The following is a 17,812-nucleotide window of genomic DNA, read 5'->3' as shown; positions in this document are numbered from 1 at the left end:
GGACAGGGACGTGACGCCCTTAAACTGACCCCCGTGACCGAGAACTCTCAGCAGCCGCAGCCAGCACCCACCACCGAACTGCCGACCCAGTACGCGCCGGCCGAGGTAGAGGGGCAGCTGTACGAGCGCTGGGTGGAACGGGGTTACTTCGAGGCGGACGCGGACAGCGACAAGCCGCCGTACACCGTCGTCATCCCGCCGCCGAACGTCACCGGCAGCCTGCACCTCGGGCACGCCTTCGAGCACACGCTCATCGACGCCCTGACCCGCCGCAAGCGCATGCAGGGCTTCGAGACGCTGTGGCAGCCCGGCATGGACCACGCCGGCATCGCCACGCAGAACGTCGTCGAGCGGGAACTCGCCAAGGAGGGCAAGTCCCGGCACGACCTCGGCCGTGAGGCGTTCGTCGAGCGGGTCTGGCAGTGGAAGGGCGAGTCCGGCGGGCAGATCAGCGGCCAGATGCGCCGCCTCGGCGACGGCGTCGCCTGGTCCCGTGAGCGCTTCACGATGGACGAGGGCCTGTCCCAGGCCGTCCAGACCATTTTCAAGCGGCTCTACGACGACGAGCTGATCTACCGCGCCGAGCGCATCATCAACTGGTGCCCGCGCTGCCTGACCGCGATCTCCGACATCGAGGTCGAGTACCAGGACGACGACGGCGAGCTCGTCTCCATGAAGTACGGCGACGGGGACGAGACGATCGTCGTCGCCACGACCCGCGCCGAGACGATGCTCGGTGACACCGCCGTCGCCGTCCACCCCGAGGACGAGCGGTACAAGCACCTGGTCGGCAAGCTCATCAAGCTGCCGCTGACCGACCGCTCCATCCCGGTCGTCGCCGACGAGCACGTCGATCCCGAGTTCGGCACCGGCGCCGTCAAGGTGACCCCGGCGCACGACCCGAACGACTTCGAGATCGGCCGGCGCCACGACCTGCCCGCCATCACGGTCATGGACGAGCACGCGGTCATCACCGCCCACGGCCCCTTCCAGGGCCTGGACCGGCTGGAGGCGCGTTCCGCCATCGTCGCCGCGCTGCGCGCCGAGGGCCGGATCGTCGCCGAGAAGCGGCCCTACGTCCACTCCGTCGGCCACTGCTCGCGCTGCAAGACCACCGTCGAGCCGCGCCTGTCCATGCAGTGGTGGGTCAAGGTCGGCCCGCTGGCGAAGGCGGCCGGCGACGCCGTCCGTGACGGCAAGGTCAAGATCCACCCGCAGGAGATGGAGAAGCGGTACTTCGACTGGGTCGACAACCTCCACGACTGGTGCATCTCGCGCCAGCTGTGGTGGGGCCACCGCATCCCCGTCTGGTACGGCCCCGAGGGAGAGGTCGTCTGCGTCGGACCGGACGAGGAGCCGCCGAGCGGCGAGGGCTGGTACCAGGACTCCGACGTCCTGGACACCTGGTTCTCGTCCGGCCTGTGGCCCTTCTCCACGCTGGGCTGGCCGGAGCAGACCGACTCGCTCGCGAAGTTCTACCCGAACTCCGTCCTGGTCACCGGCTACGACATCCTCTTCTTCTGGGTCGCCCGGATGATGATGTTCGGCCTCTACGCGATGGACGGCACCCCGCCGTTCCACACCATCGCCCTGCACGGCATGGTCCGTGACCAGAACGGCAAGAAGATGTCCAAGTCGTTCGGGAACGTCGTGAACCCGCTGGACTGGATGGACAAGTACGGCTCCGACGCGCTCCGCTTCACCCTCGCGCGCGGCGCCAACCCCGGCGTCGACGTCCCGATCGGCGAGGACTGGGTCCAGGGCTCCCGGAACTTCACCAACAAGATCTGGAACGCCACCCGCTTCGCGCTGATGAACGGCGCGACGGTCGAGGGCCCGCTGCCGGACGCGTCGAGGATGTCCTCGACCGACCGCTGGATCCTCTCCCGGCTCAACTCGGTGGTCGCCGAGGTCGACGCGTACTACGAGGACTACCAGTTCGCGAAGCTCTCCGACGCCCTGTTCCACTTCGCCTGGGACGAGGTCTTCGACTGGTACGTCGAGCTGTCCAAGACGACGTTCCAGGCGGGCGGCGAGGCCGCCGAGGTCAGCAAGCGCGTCCTGGGCGAGGTCCTCGACGTGACGCTGAGGCTGCTGCACCCCATCGTCCCGTTCGTCGCCGACACGCTGTGGACCACGCTCACCGGCGGTGAGTCGGTCGTCATCGCCGAGTGGCCGTCCGACTCGGGCTTCCGGGACGCCGACGCCGAGCGGGAGATCGAGACCGTCCAGTCCGTCGTCACCGAGGTCCGCCGCTTCCGCCACGAACAGGGTCTGCAGCCCGGCCAGCGGGTCCCGGCCCGGCTCACCCTGGCGGGCAGCGCGCTCGCGGCGCACGAGGCGGCCGTCCGGCAGCTGCTGCGGCTCCAGCCGGAAGGTGACGCCTTCGCGGCCACGGCGACCCTGCCGGTCGCGGGCGTCGAGGTCGCCCTCGATCTCTCCGGCGTCATCGACTTCGCCGCCGAGCGCAAGCGGCTGGCCAAGGACCTCGCCGCCGCCGAGAAGGAGAAGGCCCAGGCGGGCGGCAAGCTCGGCAACGAGGCGTTCCTCGCCAAGGCGCCGGACCACGTCGTGGACAAGATCCGGGGCCGGCTGGCCAAGGCGGACGAGGACATCGCCCGCATCCAGGCCCAGCTGGAGAAGCTGCCGCAGGCGTAGCCCGCTGACACGCGGAGGAAGGCTCCCGGGGCCGACACGGCACCGGGAGCCTTCCTCCGCCCGGGGCGCGGGGCCGCATCGATGTGCGGCTCCGACGCGTGGGCGTGACAAGCCACGCCGGGCCCGCACACGCCACGGGACCTCAGCCGCCCCACCATCGGCGACCTCCGTAGACTGGTCCCCGTGAGCGACATCCCCGGCGAGAACGACCAGCCCGACCCCTCCGACCCCCTCGACTCCTTCGACGAGATCATCGACGCGGAGACCACCCGCGACCCCGACCTCGCCGTCATCGAGGCCGGCAGCCGCACCCTGCGCACCCAGGGAGGCCCGCCGGAGGCCGACGTGCCCGCGCGCCCCGAGGACCCCGAGGTCGACAAGGCACTGCGCGAGGTCGAGGCCGAGCTCGCGACCCGCTGGGGCGAGACCAAGCTGGAGCCGTCCGTCGCCCGCATCGCCGCGCTGATGGACGTACTGGGGGAGCCGCAGCGCTCGTACCCCTCCATCCACATCACGGGGACGAACGGCAAGACCTCCACCGCCCGCATGATCGAGGCCCTGCTCGGCGCCTTCGACCTGCGTACCGGGCGGTACACCTCGCCGCACGTGCAGTCGGTCACCGAGCGGATCAGCCTGGACGGCGCCGCGATCTCCGCCGAGCGGTTCATCGAGACGTACGAGGACATCAAGCCGTACGTCGGGATGGTCGACGAGCAGCAGGACTACCGGCTGTCCTTCTTCGAGGTACTGACCGGCATGGCCTACGCCGCCTTCGCCGACGCGCCCGTCGACGTGGCCGTCGTCGAGGTGGGGATGGGCGGCTCCTGGGACGCGACCAACGTCATCGACGGGGACGTCGCCGTCGTGACCCCCATCGACCTGGACCACACCGACCGGCTCGGCGGGACGACCGGCGCGATCGCGGCCGAGAAGGCCGGGATCGTCAAGCAGGACGCCACCGTGATCCTGGCCCAGCAGCCGGTGGACGCGGCGCAGGTGCTGCTGAAGAAGGCCGTGGACGTCAACGCCACCGTGGCGCGCGAAGGCCTGGAGTTCGGGGTCGTCGCCCGGCAGGTCGCCGTCGGCGGACAGCTGATGACCCTGCGCGGGCTCGGCGGCGAGTACACCGAGGTCTACCTGCCGCTGCACGGCGCCCACCAGGCGCACAACGCGGCCGTCGCGCTCGCCGCCGTCGAGGCGTTCTTCGGCGTCGGGGCGCAGCGGCCGGAGCCGCTGGACATCGACACCGTGCGCAAGGCCTTCGCCGCCGTCGCCTCCCCGGGGCGGATGGAGGTGGTGCGGCGCTCGCCGACCGTGGTGCTGGACGCCGCGCACAATCCGGCCGGGGCCCGCGTCACCGCCGAGGCGGTCGGGGAGGCGTTCCAGTTCAGCCGGCTCATCGGCGTGGTCGGCGCGAGCGGCGACAAGAACGTGCGGGGGCTGCTGGAGGCCTTCGAACCGGTCTTCGCCGAGGTCGTCGTCACCCAGAACTCGAGCCACCGCGCGATGGACGCGGACGAGCTGGCGTCCGTCGCCGTCGAGGTGTTCGGCGAGGACCGCGTCCAGGTCGAGCCGCGGCTGCCGGACGCCCTGGAGGCCGCGATCACGCTGGCCGAGGAGGAGGGCGAGTTCGCGGGCGGCGGGGTGCTCGTCACCGGTTCCGTCATCACCGTCGGCGAGGCCCGACTGCTCCTCGGGAGGGGCTGAGAAACGTGCGTACGCTCTGTGCTTCGACTCTGATCGGCGAGGTCTTCGTGATCGGCTTCGCCGGGCTGGTCGCCATGAAGGACCCGGACCTGTCGATGGGGACGGTGTGGACGGTCAGCAGCATCGCGATGTTCCTGTGCGTCGCGCTGTGCGGCGTGGTCACCCGGCCCGGCGGCATCGCCTTCGGGTGGGCCCTGCAGATCGCCCTGATCGCCTCCGGTTTCGTCGTGCCGACGATGTTCTTCCTGGGCGTGATCTTCGCCGCCCTGTGGTGGGCCTCCGTGCACTACGGGCGGAAGATCGACGAGGCGAAGGCGAGGTTCGCGGCCCAGGCCGACGCCGCCGCGCCCGACGCCGCCTGACGAGCGCCTGACGCTGCGTGACAGGCGCTGCGACACGCCCGGTAACCTCAGTCATCACTTCGTACCACCGCACGTTCGCACACCCGCACAAACGCACCTCTCCAAGGAGCCCGTCGTGACCCAGCGCAGCCTCGTCCTCCTCAAGCCCGACGCCGTCCGTCGTGGCCTGACCGGCGAGATCATCAGCCGTATCGAGCGCAAGGCCGGCTGGCAGATCACCGCGCTGGAACTGCGCACCCTGGACGCCGGGACACTGGAGCAGCACTACGGCGAGCACAAGGGCAAGCCGTTCTACGAGCCGCTGGTCGAGTTCATGGCGTCCGGCCCGGTCGTCGCCATGGTCGTCGAGGGCGAGCGGGTCATCGAGGGCGTGCGCGCGCTGGCCGGCCCGACCGACCCGATCGCCGCCGCTCCCGGCTCCATCCGCGGCGACTTCGGCGTCATCGTCCGGGAGAACCTGATCCACGCCTCCGACTCCGAGGAGTCCGCCGAGCGCGAGCTGAAGATCTTCTTCCCGGGCCGGGTCTGAGTCTGTTCCCGGACACGCCGGACGGGTCTTTTTTCTGACGCAGCGTCAGCCGAATGGCCCGCAGCAGCCCAGGGCGGTCGCGTAAAAGCGACCGCCCTGTGGCATATGCGCGCCTGTTCGGGGGAACGGATGCCTCCGTTGGCCCGTCTCCACAAGCGAGGCGATGCGCCATCTGCTGACAATGGCGAAGACCCTCGCGCAGTGTTCGCGAAAGCGCGTCTACGATGGAAGCCTCCACGCGTCACTGCACCCACCTCGCCTACCTGAAAAGCCCTCAAAAGCTCATGGGAAGGCCAGTCGAATCCTGATGGGGAACTCAATGTCGTTCATCGGCCGTGACATGGCTGTCGACCTCGGGACCGCCAACACGCTGGTGTACGTCAGGGGTCGCGGGATCGTACTCAACGAGCCGTCCGTCGTCGCGATCAACACCAACACCGGTGGCATCCTCGCGGTCGGCGCCGAAGCGAAGAAGATGATCGGGCGCACGCCCGGCAACATCGTTGCCGTGCGCCCGTTGAAGGACGGCGTCATCGCCGACTTCGAGATCACCGAGCGGATGCTCCGCTACTTCATCCTGAAGATCCACAAGCGGCGGTATCTGGCTCGCCCGCGGGTCGTCGTCTGTGTGCCCTCGGGCATCACCGGCGTCGAGCGCCGCGCCGTCATCGAGGCGTCGTCCCAGGCCGGCGCCCGTCAGGTGCACATCATCGAGGAGCCCATGGCCGCGGCCATCGGCTCCGGCCTGCCGGTCCACGAGGCCACGGGCAACATGGTGGTGGACATCGGCGGCGGCACCACGGAGGTCGCGGTCATCTCGCTCGGCGGCATCGTCACCGCCCAGTCCATCCGCGTCGCGGGTGACGAACTGGACAACGCGATCATCCAGCACGTGAAGAAGGAGTACAGCCTTCTGCTGGGTGAGCGCACGGCCGAGCAGATCAAGATCACGGTCGGTTCGGCGTACGACCTCGACACCGACGAGCACACCGAAATCCGCGGCCGGGACCTCGTCTCCGGGCTGCCCAAGACCGTCGTCATCTCCGCCGCCGAAGTGCGCAAGGCGATCGAGGAGCCGGTCAACGCGATCGTCGACGCCGTCAAGACGACCCTCGACAAGTGTCCGCCGGAGCTGTCCGGCGACATCATGGACCGGGGCATCGTCCTGACCGGCGGCGGCGCGCTGCTGCGCGGGCTCGACGAGCGGCTGCGCCGGGAGACCGGAATGCCGATCCACATCGCCGAGGACCCGCTGGACAGCGTGGCGCTCGGCTCCGGCAAGTGCGTCGAGGAGTTCGACGCGCTCCAGCAGGTGCTGGACGCCCAGCCCCGCAGATGACGTGACACTTCGGTTCCGCCGTACGAGACGATCTTCTCTCGTGCGGCGGATCGTTGATATAGAGGGTGTGGTACCGCGCGTGTACCCCGAGTACCGAATCACCTGAATTCCTGAACACCGCCACGTAATTCCCGAATTCGACGAGGAAGGCACGGCCGCCGCACGTGAGGGACACGAAAGAGAGCCGGCTGCTCCTGGTGCTGCTGATCGCCATCGCGTTCGCACTGATCACGGTGGACATCCGCGGCGGGGAGGACTCACCGGTCGACGGTGCCCGGCAGGCCGCGGCCACCGTCTTCGGCCCGATCGAGAACGGGGTGTCGTCCGCGGTCGACCCGGTGGGCAACGCCATCTCCGCGGTCCGCGACTCCGGCGACCGGCACGACCGCCTCTCCGAACTGGAGACGCAGAACGCGGCGTTGAAGGCGAAGCTCGGCAGCGACGAGCGCGGCCGCAGCCGGCTGAAGCAGTTCGACAAGATGCTCGGACTCGCCGGCGCCGGCCAGTACGGCATCAAGGGCGCCCAGGTCATCGCCATAGGAGCCGCGCAGGGCTTCTCCTGGACCATCACCATCGACGCCGGCGCCAATGACGGCATCAAACGCGACATGACCGTCCTCAACGGCGACGGCCTCGTGGGCCGCGTGACCACGGCCGGTCCGGACACCGCCACCGTGCTGCTCGCCAACGACCCCGACTTCACCGTCGGCACCCGGATGGAGGCCGGCGACGAACTCGGCTTCGCCTCCGGCCAGGGCGGCCGCCCCCTGCGCGTCGAACTCCTCAACGGCAAGGCCGACGTCAAGAAGGGCGACCGCCTGGTCACCTTCGGCTCCCAGGCCGACAAGCCGTTCGTGCCCGGCGTGCCCGTCGGTGTCGTCTCCCGCGTCGACCCCTCCGGCGGCGGCCTGACCCGCACCCTCGACGTCACCCCGTTCGTCAGCTTCACCAAGCTCGACATCGTCGGCGTCGTCGTCCAGGCCCCGCAGAAGGACCCGCGGGACACGGTGCTCCCCGACAAGCCGAAGCCGGAACCCAAGCCGACCGTGACGGTGACCGTGACCCCGTCCGCCGGGGCCCCCGTCGACGGCCAGGCGCAGGACGAGCAGGGCGGGCAGGACGAGCAGAGCGGGCAGACCCAGCAGGACGACGGGCAGACCCAGCAGGACGGGCAGGGCGGGCAGAACCAGCAGACCGAGCAGAACCAGCAGACCGAGCAGTAGGAGCTTTCACCCCATGCGCGTCAACCGGATCCTGCTCTCCGTCTCCCTCGTCGTCGTCGCCCTGGTCATCCAGGTGAGCGTCCTCGCCCGCCTCCACCTGCCCGGCGCCGTCCCCGACCTGCTGCTCCTCACCGTCCTCGGCCTCGCCCTGGTCTACGGCCACGTCGGCGGCGCCCTCGTCGGCTTCGGCGCCGGACTCCTCGCCGACCTCGCCCCGCCCGCCGACCACGCCGCCGGCCGCTACGCCCTCGTGCTCTGCGTCGTCGGATACCTCGCCGGGCTCGCCAAACCGGAGAACGGCCGGCTCAGGTCGGCCACCGGCCCCATGGCCGTCGTGGTCGTCGCCGCCATCGGCACCACCCTGCTGTACGCCGGCGTGGGCGCCCTCGTCGGCGACACCGCCGCCCGCCATGTCGGCCTGCCCGGCCTGCTGTTCACGGCCTCCCTGTACGACCTGCTGCTCGCGCCCTTCGTCGTGCCCGGCATCATGGCCCTGGCCAGGCGCGCCGAGAACGACCCGCTGGCCGAGACCAACTCCGCGGGGCAGAAGACCGACATCGCCTCCGGCTGGCTCTCCGGCGGCACCGGGCTGCGCATCGGCAGCCAGCGCAACGGACTGCGGGCCAAGGCGGCGCGGGCGCGGGTCGCCCGGGCCGGACGCATCAAGGGGGTCAAGCGGCTGTGACGACGACCTCTCGGCCGTACGACCGCTTCGACACGTACACCCACTGAGCGGGGGAGGCAGCCGCAGTGACCGACTCCCGCCCGTCGCCCACCACCACCCTCAACGGAATGGGCTGCTCCCATGAGTAACATTCCGGAGACCGGCCGCAGCACACGCGTCCAGACCCGGCTCGTCGTCATCCAGATCCTCGTCCTCTCCCTCCTCGCCACCCTCGGTGGCCGGCTCTGGTACCTCCAGATCCGCCAGGGCGACGAGTACGCCGAGGAGGCCTCCGGCAACCACGTCCAGCAGGTCGTCCAGCCCGCGACCCGCGGCTCGATCCTGGATGCCCGCGGCGTGGCGCTCGCCGACAACGAGACCCGGCTCGTCGTCTCCGCCTCCCGTACCGACCTGCTGAAGATGAAGGACGACGGCAAGGCCGTCCTCACCAAGCTCGCCGGCGTCCTGGGCATGGAGCCCGAGGAAGTCATGGACAAGGTCCGGCTGTGCGACGCCGAGACCCCCCAGCCCTGCTGGAACGGCTCGCCCTACCAGCCGATCCCCGTCACCGACGAGGCCACCCCCAAGCAGGCCCTCCAGATCCGCGAGCGCGCCGAGGACTTCCCCGGCATCACCGCCGAACCCGAGGCCCTGCGCCGCTACGCCGGACCCGGCGGATCCAACACCGCGCAGGTCCTCGGCTACCTCTCGCCGGTCACCGACGAGGAGATCCAGAAGGCCCAGGACACCGACTCGCCCTTCCTGCGCTCGGACCAGGTCGGCCGCTCCGGCCTGGAACGCCAGTACGACGCGGCGCTGCGCGGCAAGGCCGGCGTCACCCGCTACGAGGTCGACAACCTCGGCCGGGTCATCGGCGAGGCCGAGTCCGACGCCGGAGTGCCCGGCTCCAACCTCGTCACCAGCATCGACGCCCGCGTCCAGCGGGTCGCCGAGTACGAGCTGAACGAGGCGATGAAGGAAGCCCGCAAGGTCCACGACGACAACACCGGCGAGAACTACAAGGCCGACGCAGGCGCCGTCGTGGTGATGGAGGCCAAGACCGGCCGCGTCGTCGCCATGGCGTCCAACCCGGCGTACGACCCCAACGCCTGGGTCGGCGGCATCTCCGCCGCCGACTACAAGAAGCTCACCGGCAAGGACTCCAACTACCCGCTGCTCAACCGGGCCACCCAGGGGCAGGCCGCCCCCGGCTCCATCTTCAAGGTGATCTCCTCGTCCGCCGCGGTGGAAGCCGGCTACGACTTCGACGGCAGCTACGACTGCTCCAGCTCCTACTCCGTCGGCGGCCAGGTCTTCAAGAACTACGAGTCCGCCAGCTACGGCCCGATCGACCTCGGCCGAGCCCTGGAACTCTCCTGCGACACCGTCTACTACCGCCTGGCCCACCAGGAGTGGAAGAAGGACGGCGGCATGAAGCCGAAGAACCCCGACGACTACTTCTACAAGGCCGCCCACGAGTTCGGCCTCGGCAAGAAGACCGGCATCGACCTCCCCAACGAGGTCACCGGCCGCGTCCCCGACCGCGAGTGGAAGCAGGAGTACTGGGAGGCCAACAAGGACGCCTGGTGCAAGACCGGCAAGAAGGGCGGCTCCTACGTCGAGCAGATCGCGTACGAGAACTGCCTCGAGGGGAACAAGATGCGCGCCGGTGACGCCATCAACTACTCCATCGGCCAGGGCGACACCCTCACCACCCCCATCCAGATGGCCACCATCTACGCGGCCATCTCCAACGGCGGCACCCTCTACGACCCGAGCATCGGAAAGGCGGTCATCAGCCCCGACGGCAAGGAGATCCGCCCGATCGAGCCCAAGGCGCACGGCAAGCTGCCGATAAGCAAGACCACACTCGCCAAGATGGACGACGCCCTCGAGGGCGTCGCCACCCGCGGCACCGCCGCCTGGCGCTTCGCACAGGTCGGCTGGCCGCAGGAGAAGATCCCGATGCACGCCAAGACCGGCACGGCCGAGGTCTACGGCAAGCAGACCACCTCCTGGTTCGCCACGTACACCGACGAGTACGCGATCGTCATGACGATCTCCCAGGGCGGTACGGGCTCCGGTGCCTCCGGCCCGGCCGTCCGCAACATCTACGACGCGCTGTACGGCGTCTCGGACGACGGGGAGATCGACACGAAGAAGGCGCTGCTGCCCCGGCCGCAGGCGAAGCTGCCGACGATCAAGGCGGACGGGACCATCCCCGCGCCGAAGATCTCCAAGGACGTCGTCAAGGACCTCCTTCCCAAGAAGAAGGCATCCCCGGAGGACGAGTACGCCCCCGTCGACGGACAGGAACAGGGAGCGACGGCACCGGCCCAGAACGGGGACAACCGCGACACCCGCCGCCACCGACGACGCGGCGGCGGGACCCGCCGCGGCAGCCGAAGCCGCGGTGCGGGCAGCAGCGGAAGCCGGAGGACACGCGCATGACCGGAGCCAACAGCTTCCAGGTTTCCGGGTACGGCCCCGAAAAGGCCGGCTGGACCCGGCTCCTCGCCCGCGACTCGATGGCACGCCGGCTCGACTGGCCGATACTGCTGGCCGCCGTCGCCCTCTCGCTGATGGGCTCCCTGCTCGTCTACTCCGCGACCCGCAACCGCACCGAGCTCAACCAGGGCGACCCGTACTACTTCCTCACCCGGCACCTGCTGAACACCGGCATCGGGCTCGCCCTGATGGTCGCCACCGTCTGGCTCGGCCACCGCACCCTGCGCACCGCCGTGCCCGTCCTGTACGGCTTCTCCGTGCTGCTGATCCTGCTGGTGCTCACCCCGCTCGGCTCGACCATCAACGGCGCCCACTCCTGGATCAAACTCCCCGGCGGCTTCTCCCTGCAGCCCTCGGAATTCGTGAAGCTCACGATCATCCTCGGCATGGCGATGCTGCTGGCCGCCCGCGTCGACGCGGGCGACCGGACCCACCCCGACCACCGGACCGTCCTCCAGGCCCTGGGCCTGGCCACCGTGCCGATGCTGATCGTGATGCTCATGCCCGACCTCGGCTCGGTCATGGTCATGGTCATCATCGTGCTGGGCGTGCTGCTCGCCTCCGGCGCCACCAACCGGTGGGTCTTCGGACTGATCGGCGCCGGAACGGCCGGCGCGCTCGCCGTCTGGCAGCTCGGCATCCTCGACGACTACCAGATCGCCCGCTTCGCCGCCTTCGCCAACCCGGAACTCGATCCCGCGGGCGTCGGCTACAACACCAACCAGGCACGCATCGCGATCGGCTCCGGCGGCCTGACCGGCTCCGGCCTCTTCCACGGCTCACAGACCACCGGCCAGTTCGTGCCGGAACAGCAGACCGACTTCGTCTTCACGGTCGCCGGTGAGGAACTGGGCTTCCTCGGCGCCGGCCTCATCATCGCCCTGCTCGGCGTGGTGCTCTGGCGCGCCTGCAGGATCGCCCGCCAGACCACCGACCTGTACGGGACGGTCGTCGCCGCCGGGATCGTCGCCTGGTTCGCCTTCCAGACCTTCGAGAACATCGGCATGACCCTCGGCATCATGCCGGTCACCGGCCTGCCCCTGCCCTTCGTCTCTTACGGAGGCTCCTCCATGTTCGCCGTGTGGATAGCGGTGGGCCTGCTCCAGTCGATCACGGTGCAGCGACCGATGTCGGCCTGACCGGGCACCGACGGGCCGAGCGGTACGGGGGACCGTCCACGCCGGGTTAGGCTGGATGGTCCCCCTTGTCAGCAACGAAGGTTCCGTGAGATGCCTGCCGAAGCCGCCGAGTCTGTGTCTTCCGTGTTTCCGCAGCTCGAAGCGCTGCTCCCGCATGTGCAGAAGCCGATCCAGTACGTCGGCGGAGAGCTCAACTCCACGGTCAAGGACTGGGAATCCTGCGACGTCCGCTGGGCCCTGATGTACCCGGACGCGTACGAGGTCGGTCTGCCCAACCAGGGCGTCATGATCCTCTACGAGGTCCTCAACGAGCAGGAGGGCGTCCTCGCCGAGCGCACCTACAGCGTGTGGCCGGACCTTGAGGCGCTGATGCGGGAACACACCGTCCCGCAGTTCACGGTCGACAGCCACCGCCCGGTCAAGGCCTTCGACGTGTTCGGCCTCTCCTTCTCCACCGAGCTCGGCTACACGAACATGCTGACCGCCCTGGACCTGGCCGGCATCCCGCTGGAGTCCAAGGACCGCGGCATCGACGACCCGGTCGTCCTGGCCGGCGGACACGCGGCCTTCAACCCCGAGCCGATCGCCGACTTCATCGACTGCGCGGTCATCGGCGACGGCGAGCAGGCCGTCCTGGAGATCACCGCGATCATCCGCGCCTGGAAGGCCGAGGGCCGCCCCGGCGGCCGCGAGGAGCTCCTGCTGCGCCTGGCGAAGACCGGCGGGGTCTACGTCCCCGGCTTCTACGACGTCGAGTACCTCCCCGACGGCCGTATCGCCCGCGTCGTGCCCAACCGCTCGGGCGTCCCGTGGCGCGTCTCCAAGCACACGGTGATGGACCTCGACGAGTGGCCCTACCCCAAGCAGCCCCTCGTCCCCCTCGCCGAGACCGTCCACGAGCGCATGTCGGTGGAGATCTTCCGCGGCTGCACCCGCGGCTGCCGCTTCTGCCAGGCCGGCATGATCACCCGCCCGGTGCGCGAGCGTTCCATCACCGGCATCGGCGACATGGTGGAGAAGGGCCTGAAGGCGACGGGCTTCGAGGAGGTCGGCCTGCTGTCCCTCTCCTCCGCCGACCACTCGGAGATCGCCGACGTCGCCAAGGGCCTCGCCGACCGGTACGAGGAGGACAAGATCGGCCTGTCCCTCCCCTCCACCCGCGTCGACGCCTTCAACATCGACCTCGCCAACGAGCTGACCCGCAACGGCCGCCGCTCCGGCCTGACCTTCGCTCCCGAGGGCGGCTCGGAGCGCATCCGCAAGGTCATCAACAAGATGGTCTCGGAGGACGACCTCATCCGGACCGTCGCCACGGCCTACGGCAACGGCTGGCGCCAGGTGAAGCTGTACTTCATGTGCGGCCTGCCCACCGAGACCGACGACGACGTCCTCCAGATCGCCGACATGGCCACCCGCGTCATCGCCAAGGGCCGCGAGGTCTCCGGCTCCGGCGACATCCGCTGCACGGTGTCGATCGGCGGCTTCGTCCCCAAGCCCCACACCCCCTTCCAGTGGGCCCCGCAGCTCTCCGCCGAGGAGACCGACGCCCGGCTGCAGAAGCTCCGCGACAAGATCCGCGGCGACAAGAAGTACGGCCGCTCCATCGGTTTCCGCTACCACGACGGCAAGCCCGGCATCGTCGAGGGCCTCCTCTCCCGCGGCGACCGCCGCATCGGCGCCGTCATCCGCGCCGTCTACGACGACGGCGGCCGCTTCGACGGCTGGCGCGAGCACTTCTCGTACGACCGCTGGATGGCCTCGGCCGACAAGGCCCTCGCGCCCTTCGGCGTCGACGTCGACTGGTACACCACCCGCGAGCGCGGCTACGAGGAGGTCCTCCCCTGGGACCACCTCGACTCCGGCCTCGACAAGGAGTGGCTCTGGGAGGACTGGCAGGACGCCCTCGACGAGACCGAGGTCGAGGACTGCCGCTGGACGCCGTGCTTCGACTGCGGCGTGTGTCCTGCCATGGACACGGAGATCCAGATCGGCCCGACCGGCAAGAAGCTGCTGCCCCTGACGGTCAAGGACAACGCTCCCACCGGCTGAAACGGGTGGGGGAGGGGAGGGGCAGTCGAAGAGGTCTGGGCGGAAGTGCCTCGCGACGTGGTGAATAACCGCTGTCCGTGGCTCTCGGGGCGAACTAACGTCCGTCCCATGACAGCTTCCGATCTTCCCCCGCGTCTTGGCAGTCTGACCTTCCACGGGCCGCTCTCCGAAGTCCGCGCCGGGCGCATCGTCGCGCGGCTCGCCGCCGTCTCGCCCGCCACCGTCCTCGACATCGGCTGCGGCTGGGGCGAACTGCTGCTCCGTGTGCTGGAGTCCGTCCCGGGTTCGACGGGCGTGGGCCTCGACATCAACGCCGAAGACCTGGCCAGGGGGAGGGACCTCGCGAAGGAGCGCGGACTCGCCGAGCGGGTCGAGTTCGCGGAGGAGTCGGCCCTGGGCACGTCACGCGGACCCGTGGACGCGGTGCTCTGCCTGGGGGCCGGTCAGGCGCTGTGCGACCCCGGACAGCCGTACGATCCCGGTGTCGTCCTGCGCGAGCTGCGCCGCCTGGTCCGCCCGGGCGGACGGGTCGTTCTCGGCGAGGGCTTCTGGGAACGTCCCCCGACGGACGGGGAACTCGCGTCGATGTGGCCCGGGGCGCACGCGGGCGACCACCTGAGGCTCGGACCGCTTGTCGACCTGGCCGTCGAGTCGGGCTTCCGGCCGGCCTGGATCGAGTCGGCGAGCCGTGAGGAGTGGGAGGAGTTCGAGTCCGGCTACCGCCATGACACAGAGCTCTGGCTGGCCGGTCATCCGGACCACGCCCTCGCCGCCGAGACCCGCGATCGAGTCGACCGCCAGCGCTCGTCCTGGGCCAACGGCTACCGCGACGTCCTCGGCATCGCGTATCTGACTCTGGTACCGGTCGCCAGCACCTGAGCGCCGCGGCGTTGCCGTTCCAGGCGTCGTATCCGCGCCGGTGTGTCGGGATCCGGGCGGGGCGTTCCGGCGTCTGTGTCGGTATGGAGCTCGAAAAACGGTCCCCCGCGGGGGATCCGGCGGAGCCGCGCCCGCGGTCGGACGCCGAGGGGTGTCTTGCCGTGGCGGTCCGGCTTCCGGTGCGGATCGTCGTCCTGGTGCTGGTCGTGCCGGTGCGGATGGTGTGGGACGCGCTGGTCGTGGGCGGGCGTTTTCTGCGGGACACGGTGCTGCGGCCGTTCGGGCGGGCGCTGGCCTGGCTCGGGCGGGCCGTCTTCGTGTGGCCGCTGGTCGGGGTGTGGCGGTATGTCGTCGTGCCGCTGGCCAAGGGCGTGGCCTGGCTCGGGAACGTGCTGCTCGTCGTGCCGGCGGTGTGGGTCCACCGGTGGGTGCTGACGCCGGTCGGGCAGGGGCTCGCCTGGTTCCTCAGGGGTGTGGGCGCCGTGTTCGCCGCCGTCGGGCGCGGGCTGTACGCCGGTCTGGCCTGGCTCGCGCGGTACCTCGTCGTCGTACCGGCGTCGTGGTTCTACGCCTGGGTGCTCACCCCGGTCGGGCACGCGCTCGCCTGGTGCGGCCGGGGGCTGGCCTGGTGCGGCAGGGGCGTGCTCTGGTGCGGCAGGGGAGTGCTCTGGTGCCTGGGCATGATCGTCACCGGTGTCGGTACGGCCCTGTACTGGATCGCCCGGGTGCTGCTGGTGCTGCCGGCCCTCGCCGTGTGGCGGTGGGTGCTCACGCCGGTCGGCCGGGTGCTCGCCGTCATCGGCAGGGAGGTCCTGGACGCTTTCGGACACGCCTGGCGGATCGCGGGGCACGTCTCGCGCGCCGTCGGACGGTTCCTCGGCACCCTCTTTCGGTGGACCGTGGCGGAGCCGGCGAGATGGGTGTACCGGAGCCTTCTGACGCCGGTGGGGCACGCCGTGCGGGACACCGTCCTGCGGCCGCTCGCCGAGGCCGCGCGCGGTGCCGGGCGGGCTGCCCGGCAAGCGCTCGCCTCCGCCCGGCTGTCCGTGCGGGAGGCCCGCGCCGACGTGCGCCGGATGCTTTTCGGGGGGCCCGCGAAGGCGCGTCCGGTGGCCCGCCGGGAACCATCCGCCGACGAGGCACGTACTCTTGGTAGCAGTACGACCGCTCTCACGAAGGACTGAACGACACTGGGCAAGCGACAGCCCGAAGGCCCGCCGCCCGTACCCGCGGTGCAGCGCATCCGACTGCGTTACACCAAGCGCGGCCGCCTTCGGTTCACCAGCCACCGTGACTTCCAGCGCGCCTTCGAGCGTGCGCTGCGCCGCGCCGAGGTGCCCATGGCGTACTCGGCGGGGTTCACCCCGCATCCGAAGGTGTCGTACGCCAATGCCGCACCCACCGGCACGGGCAGTGAGGCGGAGTACCTGGAGATCGCGCTCACCGAGGCGCGTGACCCGGAGCGGCTCCGGCTGCTCCTCGACGAGTCGCTGCCCGCCGGGCTGGACATCGTCGAGGCGGCCGAGGCCAGGACCTCCGGGCTCGCGGACCGGCTGACGGCTTCCGTGTGGGAGCTGCGGCTGGACGGCGTGGCGTCCGCGGACGCGGAACGCGCCGTGGCGGCCTTCAACGCGGCCCCGGCCGTGGAGGTCCAGCGCAGGACGAAGAACGGCGTCCGTACCTTCGACGCCCGCTCCGCCGTCGCGCACCTCGAGAGCGTCACCACGCACGGTTCGCCGGCTGATAGGCCGACCGACCGGCCCTGTGCGATACTGCGGCTGGTTGTTCGGCACGTGACGCCTGCCGTACGACCCGACGACGTCCTGTCCGGTCTTCGCGCCGTGGCCGACCTGGCGCCGCCGGTCCCCGCAGCGGTGACCAGGCTGGCGCAGGGGCTGTTCGATGAAGAGACCGGTGCGGTGACCGACCCGCTCGCGCCCGACCGCGAGGCAGAAGCGCCCGAGCCGCAACCGGCCGCCGCTTCCGCCGCCGCGAAGGCGCCGGCGTAAGGAAGGTTCCGCGTAGGGACGGACGTCGTAGCGCCGCCCTCGAACTCGGGAGCCACCTGGGTCGGGCAGCGCACCGACCACAAGACTTTCGCCAGGCCGTGCACGACAAGGGGTACGGAACCGGCGAGACAAGACACGGAGAGCTCCCGAGCGGCGCCCGCGCCCCGGACGGCGGCGACCGCGCATCGCGCGAGCCGCGGACGTCACCGGCGGTCGACATGGTCGATGCCGGACCAGGCGCGGCGCCCGGGAGCCTGACGGGAGAAACCCCCGCATGCTCGAACCGACCGAACCCACAGGGTCCTCGACCACCTCGACGGACGCCGAATCGAACACCCCCAGCGACACCCTGCCGCCGCGTCGCCGGCGCAGGGCCGCGTCCCGGCCGGCGGGTCCGCCGTCCGGTGCCGCCGGAGCGCCGGCGGAGACCGTCGCGCCGGCCGAGGTGAGCGCCGCGGCCGAAGAGCCGGAGGAGACGGAAGCCGAGGAGGCCACCGTGGCCGAGGCGGCTGTGGAGCCCGTGACCGCGGGCCGGCCGCGTCGCCGTGCCGTGCGCCGCGCCTCCGCGCCCGTCGGGACTCCGGCGTCGGCGGAGACCGCCGAGACCGTCGTTCCGGCTTCCGCCGCCGCCGAGACGCCCGAGCCGGCCGCCGCGCCCGAACCGAGCCCCGAGCCCGTCGAGGACGCCGCTCCGCGCCGTTCCCGCCGTCGTGCCACGCGCAGTGTGACCTCGCCCGTCGAGCCGG

General features: G+C 70.6%; 13 protein-coding genes and 1 pseudogene. All 14 read left to right on the top strand.

The annotated features are described in order from the left end of the window. The first annotated feature begins 33 nt into the window (after positions 1-33). Entirely contained in the window at positions 34-2,658 is a 2,625-nt protein-coding gene (locus ACH4F2_RS01220) for a valine--tRNA ligase (protein WP_398130597.1), read from the top strand. A gap of 183 nt (positions 2,659-2,841) precedes the next feature. Then, positions 2,842-4,365 carry a bifunctional folylpolyglutamate synthase/dihydrofolate synthase gene (locus tag ACH4F2_RS01215; protein WP_398130596.1) on the top strand — a complete coding sequence of 508 codons (1,524 nt, stop codon included), beginning with the start codon at positions 2,842-2,844 and terminating at the stop codon, positions 4,363-4,365. Between the two features lie 5 nt (positions 4,366-4,370). After that, the gene (locus tag ACH4F2_RS01210) at positions 4,371-4,727 is read left to right on the top strand and encodes a DUF4233 domain-containing protein (RefSeq protein WP_398130595.1); all 357 of its coding nucleotides are present in this window, start codon (positions 4,371-4,373) and stop codon (positions 4,725-4,727) included. Between the two features lie 115 nt (positions 4,728-4,842). Next, a complete protein-coding gene (gene ndk, locus ACH4F2_RS01205) occupies positions 4,843-5,256 on the top strand; it encodes a nucleoside-diphosphate kinase (protein WP_398130594.1) in 414 nt (137 codons plus the stop codon). A 319-nt stretch (positions 5,257-5,575) separates the two neighbouring features. Next, entirely contained in the window at positions 5,576-6,595 is a 1,020-nt protein-coding gene (locus ACH4F2_RS01200; RefSeq protein ID WP_398130593.1) for a rod shape-determining protein, read from the top strand. Between the two features lie 164 nt (positions 6,596-6,759). Continuing rightward, positions 6,760-7,818: a rod shape-determining protein MreC gene (mreC, locus tag ACH4F2_RS01195; protein ID WP_398130592.1), complete on the top strand. Its 1,059-nt coding sequence runs from the start codon at positions 6,760-6,762 to the stop codon at positions 7,816-7,818. 13 nt (positions 7,819-7,831) lie between these two features. Then, entirely contained in the window at positions 7,832-8,503 is a 672-nt protein-coding gene (mreD, locus tag ACH4F2_RS01190; protein WP_398130591.1) for a rod shape-determining protein MreD, read from the top strand. A gap of 120 nt (positions 8,504-8,623) precedes the next feature. After that, positions 8,624-10,933, top strand: coding sequence for a penicillin-binding protein 2 (mrdA, locus tag ACH4F2_RS01185; protein ID WP_398130590.1), 2,310 nt, complete (start codon positions 8,624-8,626; stop codon positions 10,931-10,933). After that, positions 10,930-12,129, top strand: a complete 1,200-nt coding sequence (rodA, locus tag ACH4F2_RS01180) for a rod shape-determining protein RodA (protein ID WP_398130589.1) — start codon at positions 10,930-10,932, stop codon at positions 12,127-12,129. The genes mrdA and rodA overlap by 4 nt, the downstream gene beginning before the upstream one ends. 90 nt (positions 12,130-12,219) lie before the next feature. Beyond that, positions 12,220-14,178: a TIGR03960 family B12-binding radical SAM protein gene (locus ACH4F2_RS01175; protein WP_398130588.1), complete on the top strand. Its 1,959-nt coding sequence runs from the start codon at positions 12,220-12,222 to the stop codon at positions 14,176-14,178. A 108-nt stretch (positions 14,179-14,286) separates the two neighbouring features. Further along, the gene (locus tag ACH4F2_RS01170; RefSeq protein WP_398130587.1) at positions 14,287-15,057 is read left to right on the top strand and encodes an SAM-dependent methyltransferase; all 771 of its coding nucleotides are present in this window, start codon (positions 14,287-14,289) and stop codon (positions 15,055-15,057) included. An 83-nt stretch (positions 15,058-15,140) separates the two neighbouring features. After that, positions 15,141-16,241 (top strand): hypothetical protein, encoded by a 1,101-nt coding sequence (locus ACH4F2_RS01165; protein WP_398130586.1) that lies wholly within the window; start codon positions 15,141-15,143, stop codon positions 16,239-16,241. Between the two features lie 48 nt (positions 16,242-16,289). Further along, positions 16,290-17,066 carry a TIGR03936 family radical SAM-associated protein gene (locus tag ACH4F2_RS01160; RefSeq protein WP_398130585.1) on the top strand — a complete coding sequence of 259 codons (777 nt, stop codon included), beginning with the start codon at positions 16,290-16,292 and terminating at the stop codon, positions 17,064-17,066. Between the two features lie 274 nt (positions 17,067-17,340). Next, positions 17,341-17,812 (top strand): annotated as a pseudogene (locus tag ACH4F2_RS01155) (ribonuclease E/G); the annotation flags it as partial.

The organism is Streptomyces sp. NPDC017890 (assembly GCF_044328675.1).
Classification (GTDB): domain Bacteria; phylum Actinomycetota; class Actinomycetes; order Streptomycetales; family Streptomycetaceae; genus Streptomyces.
This window is presented reverse-complemented; position numbering and strand designations above follow the sequence as displayed.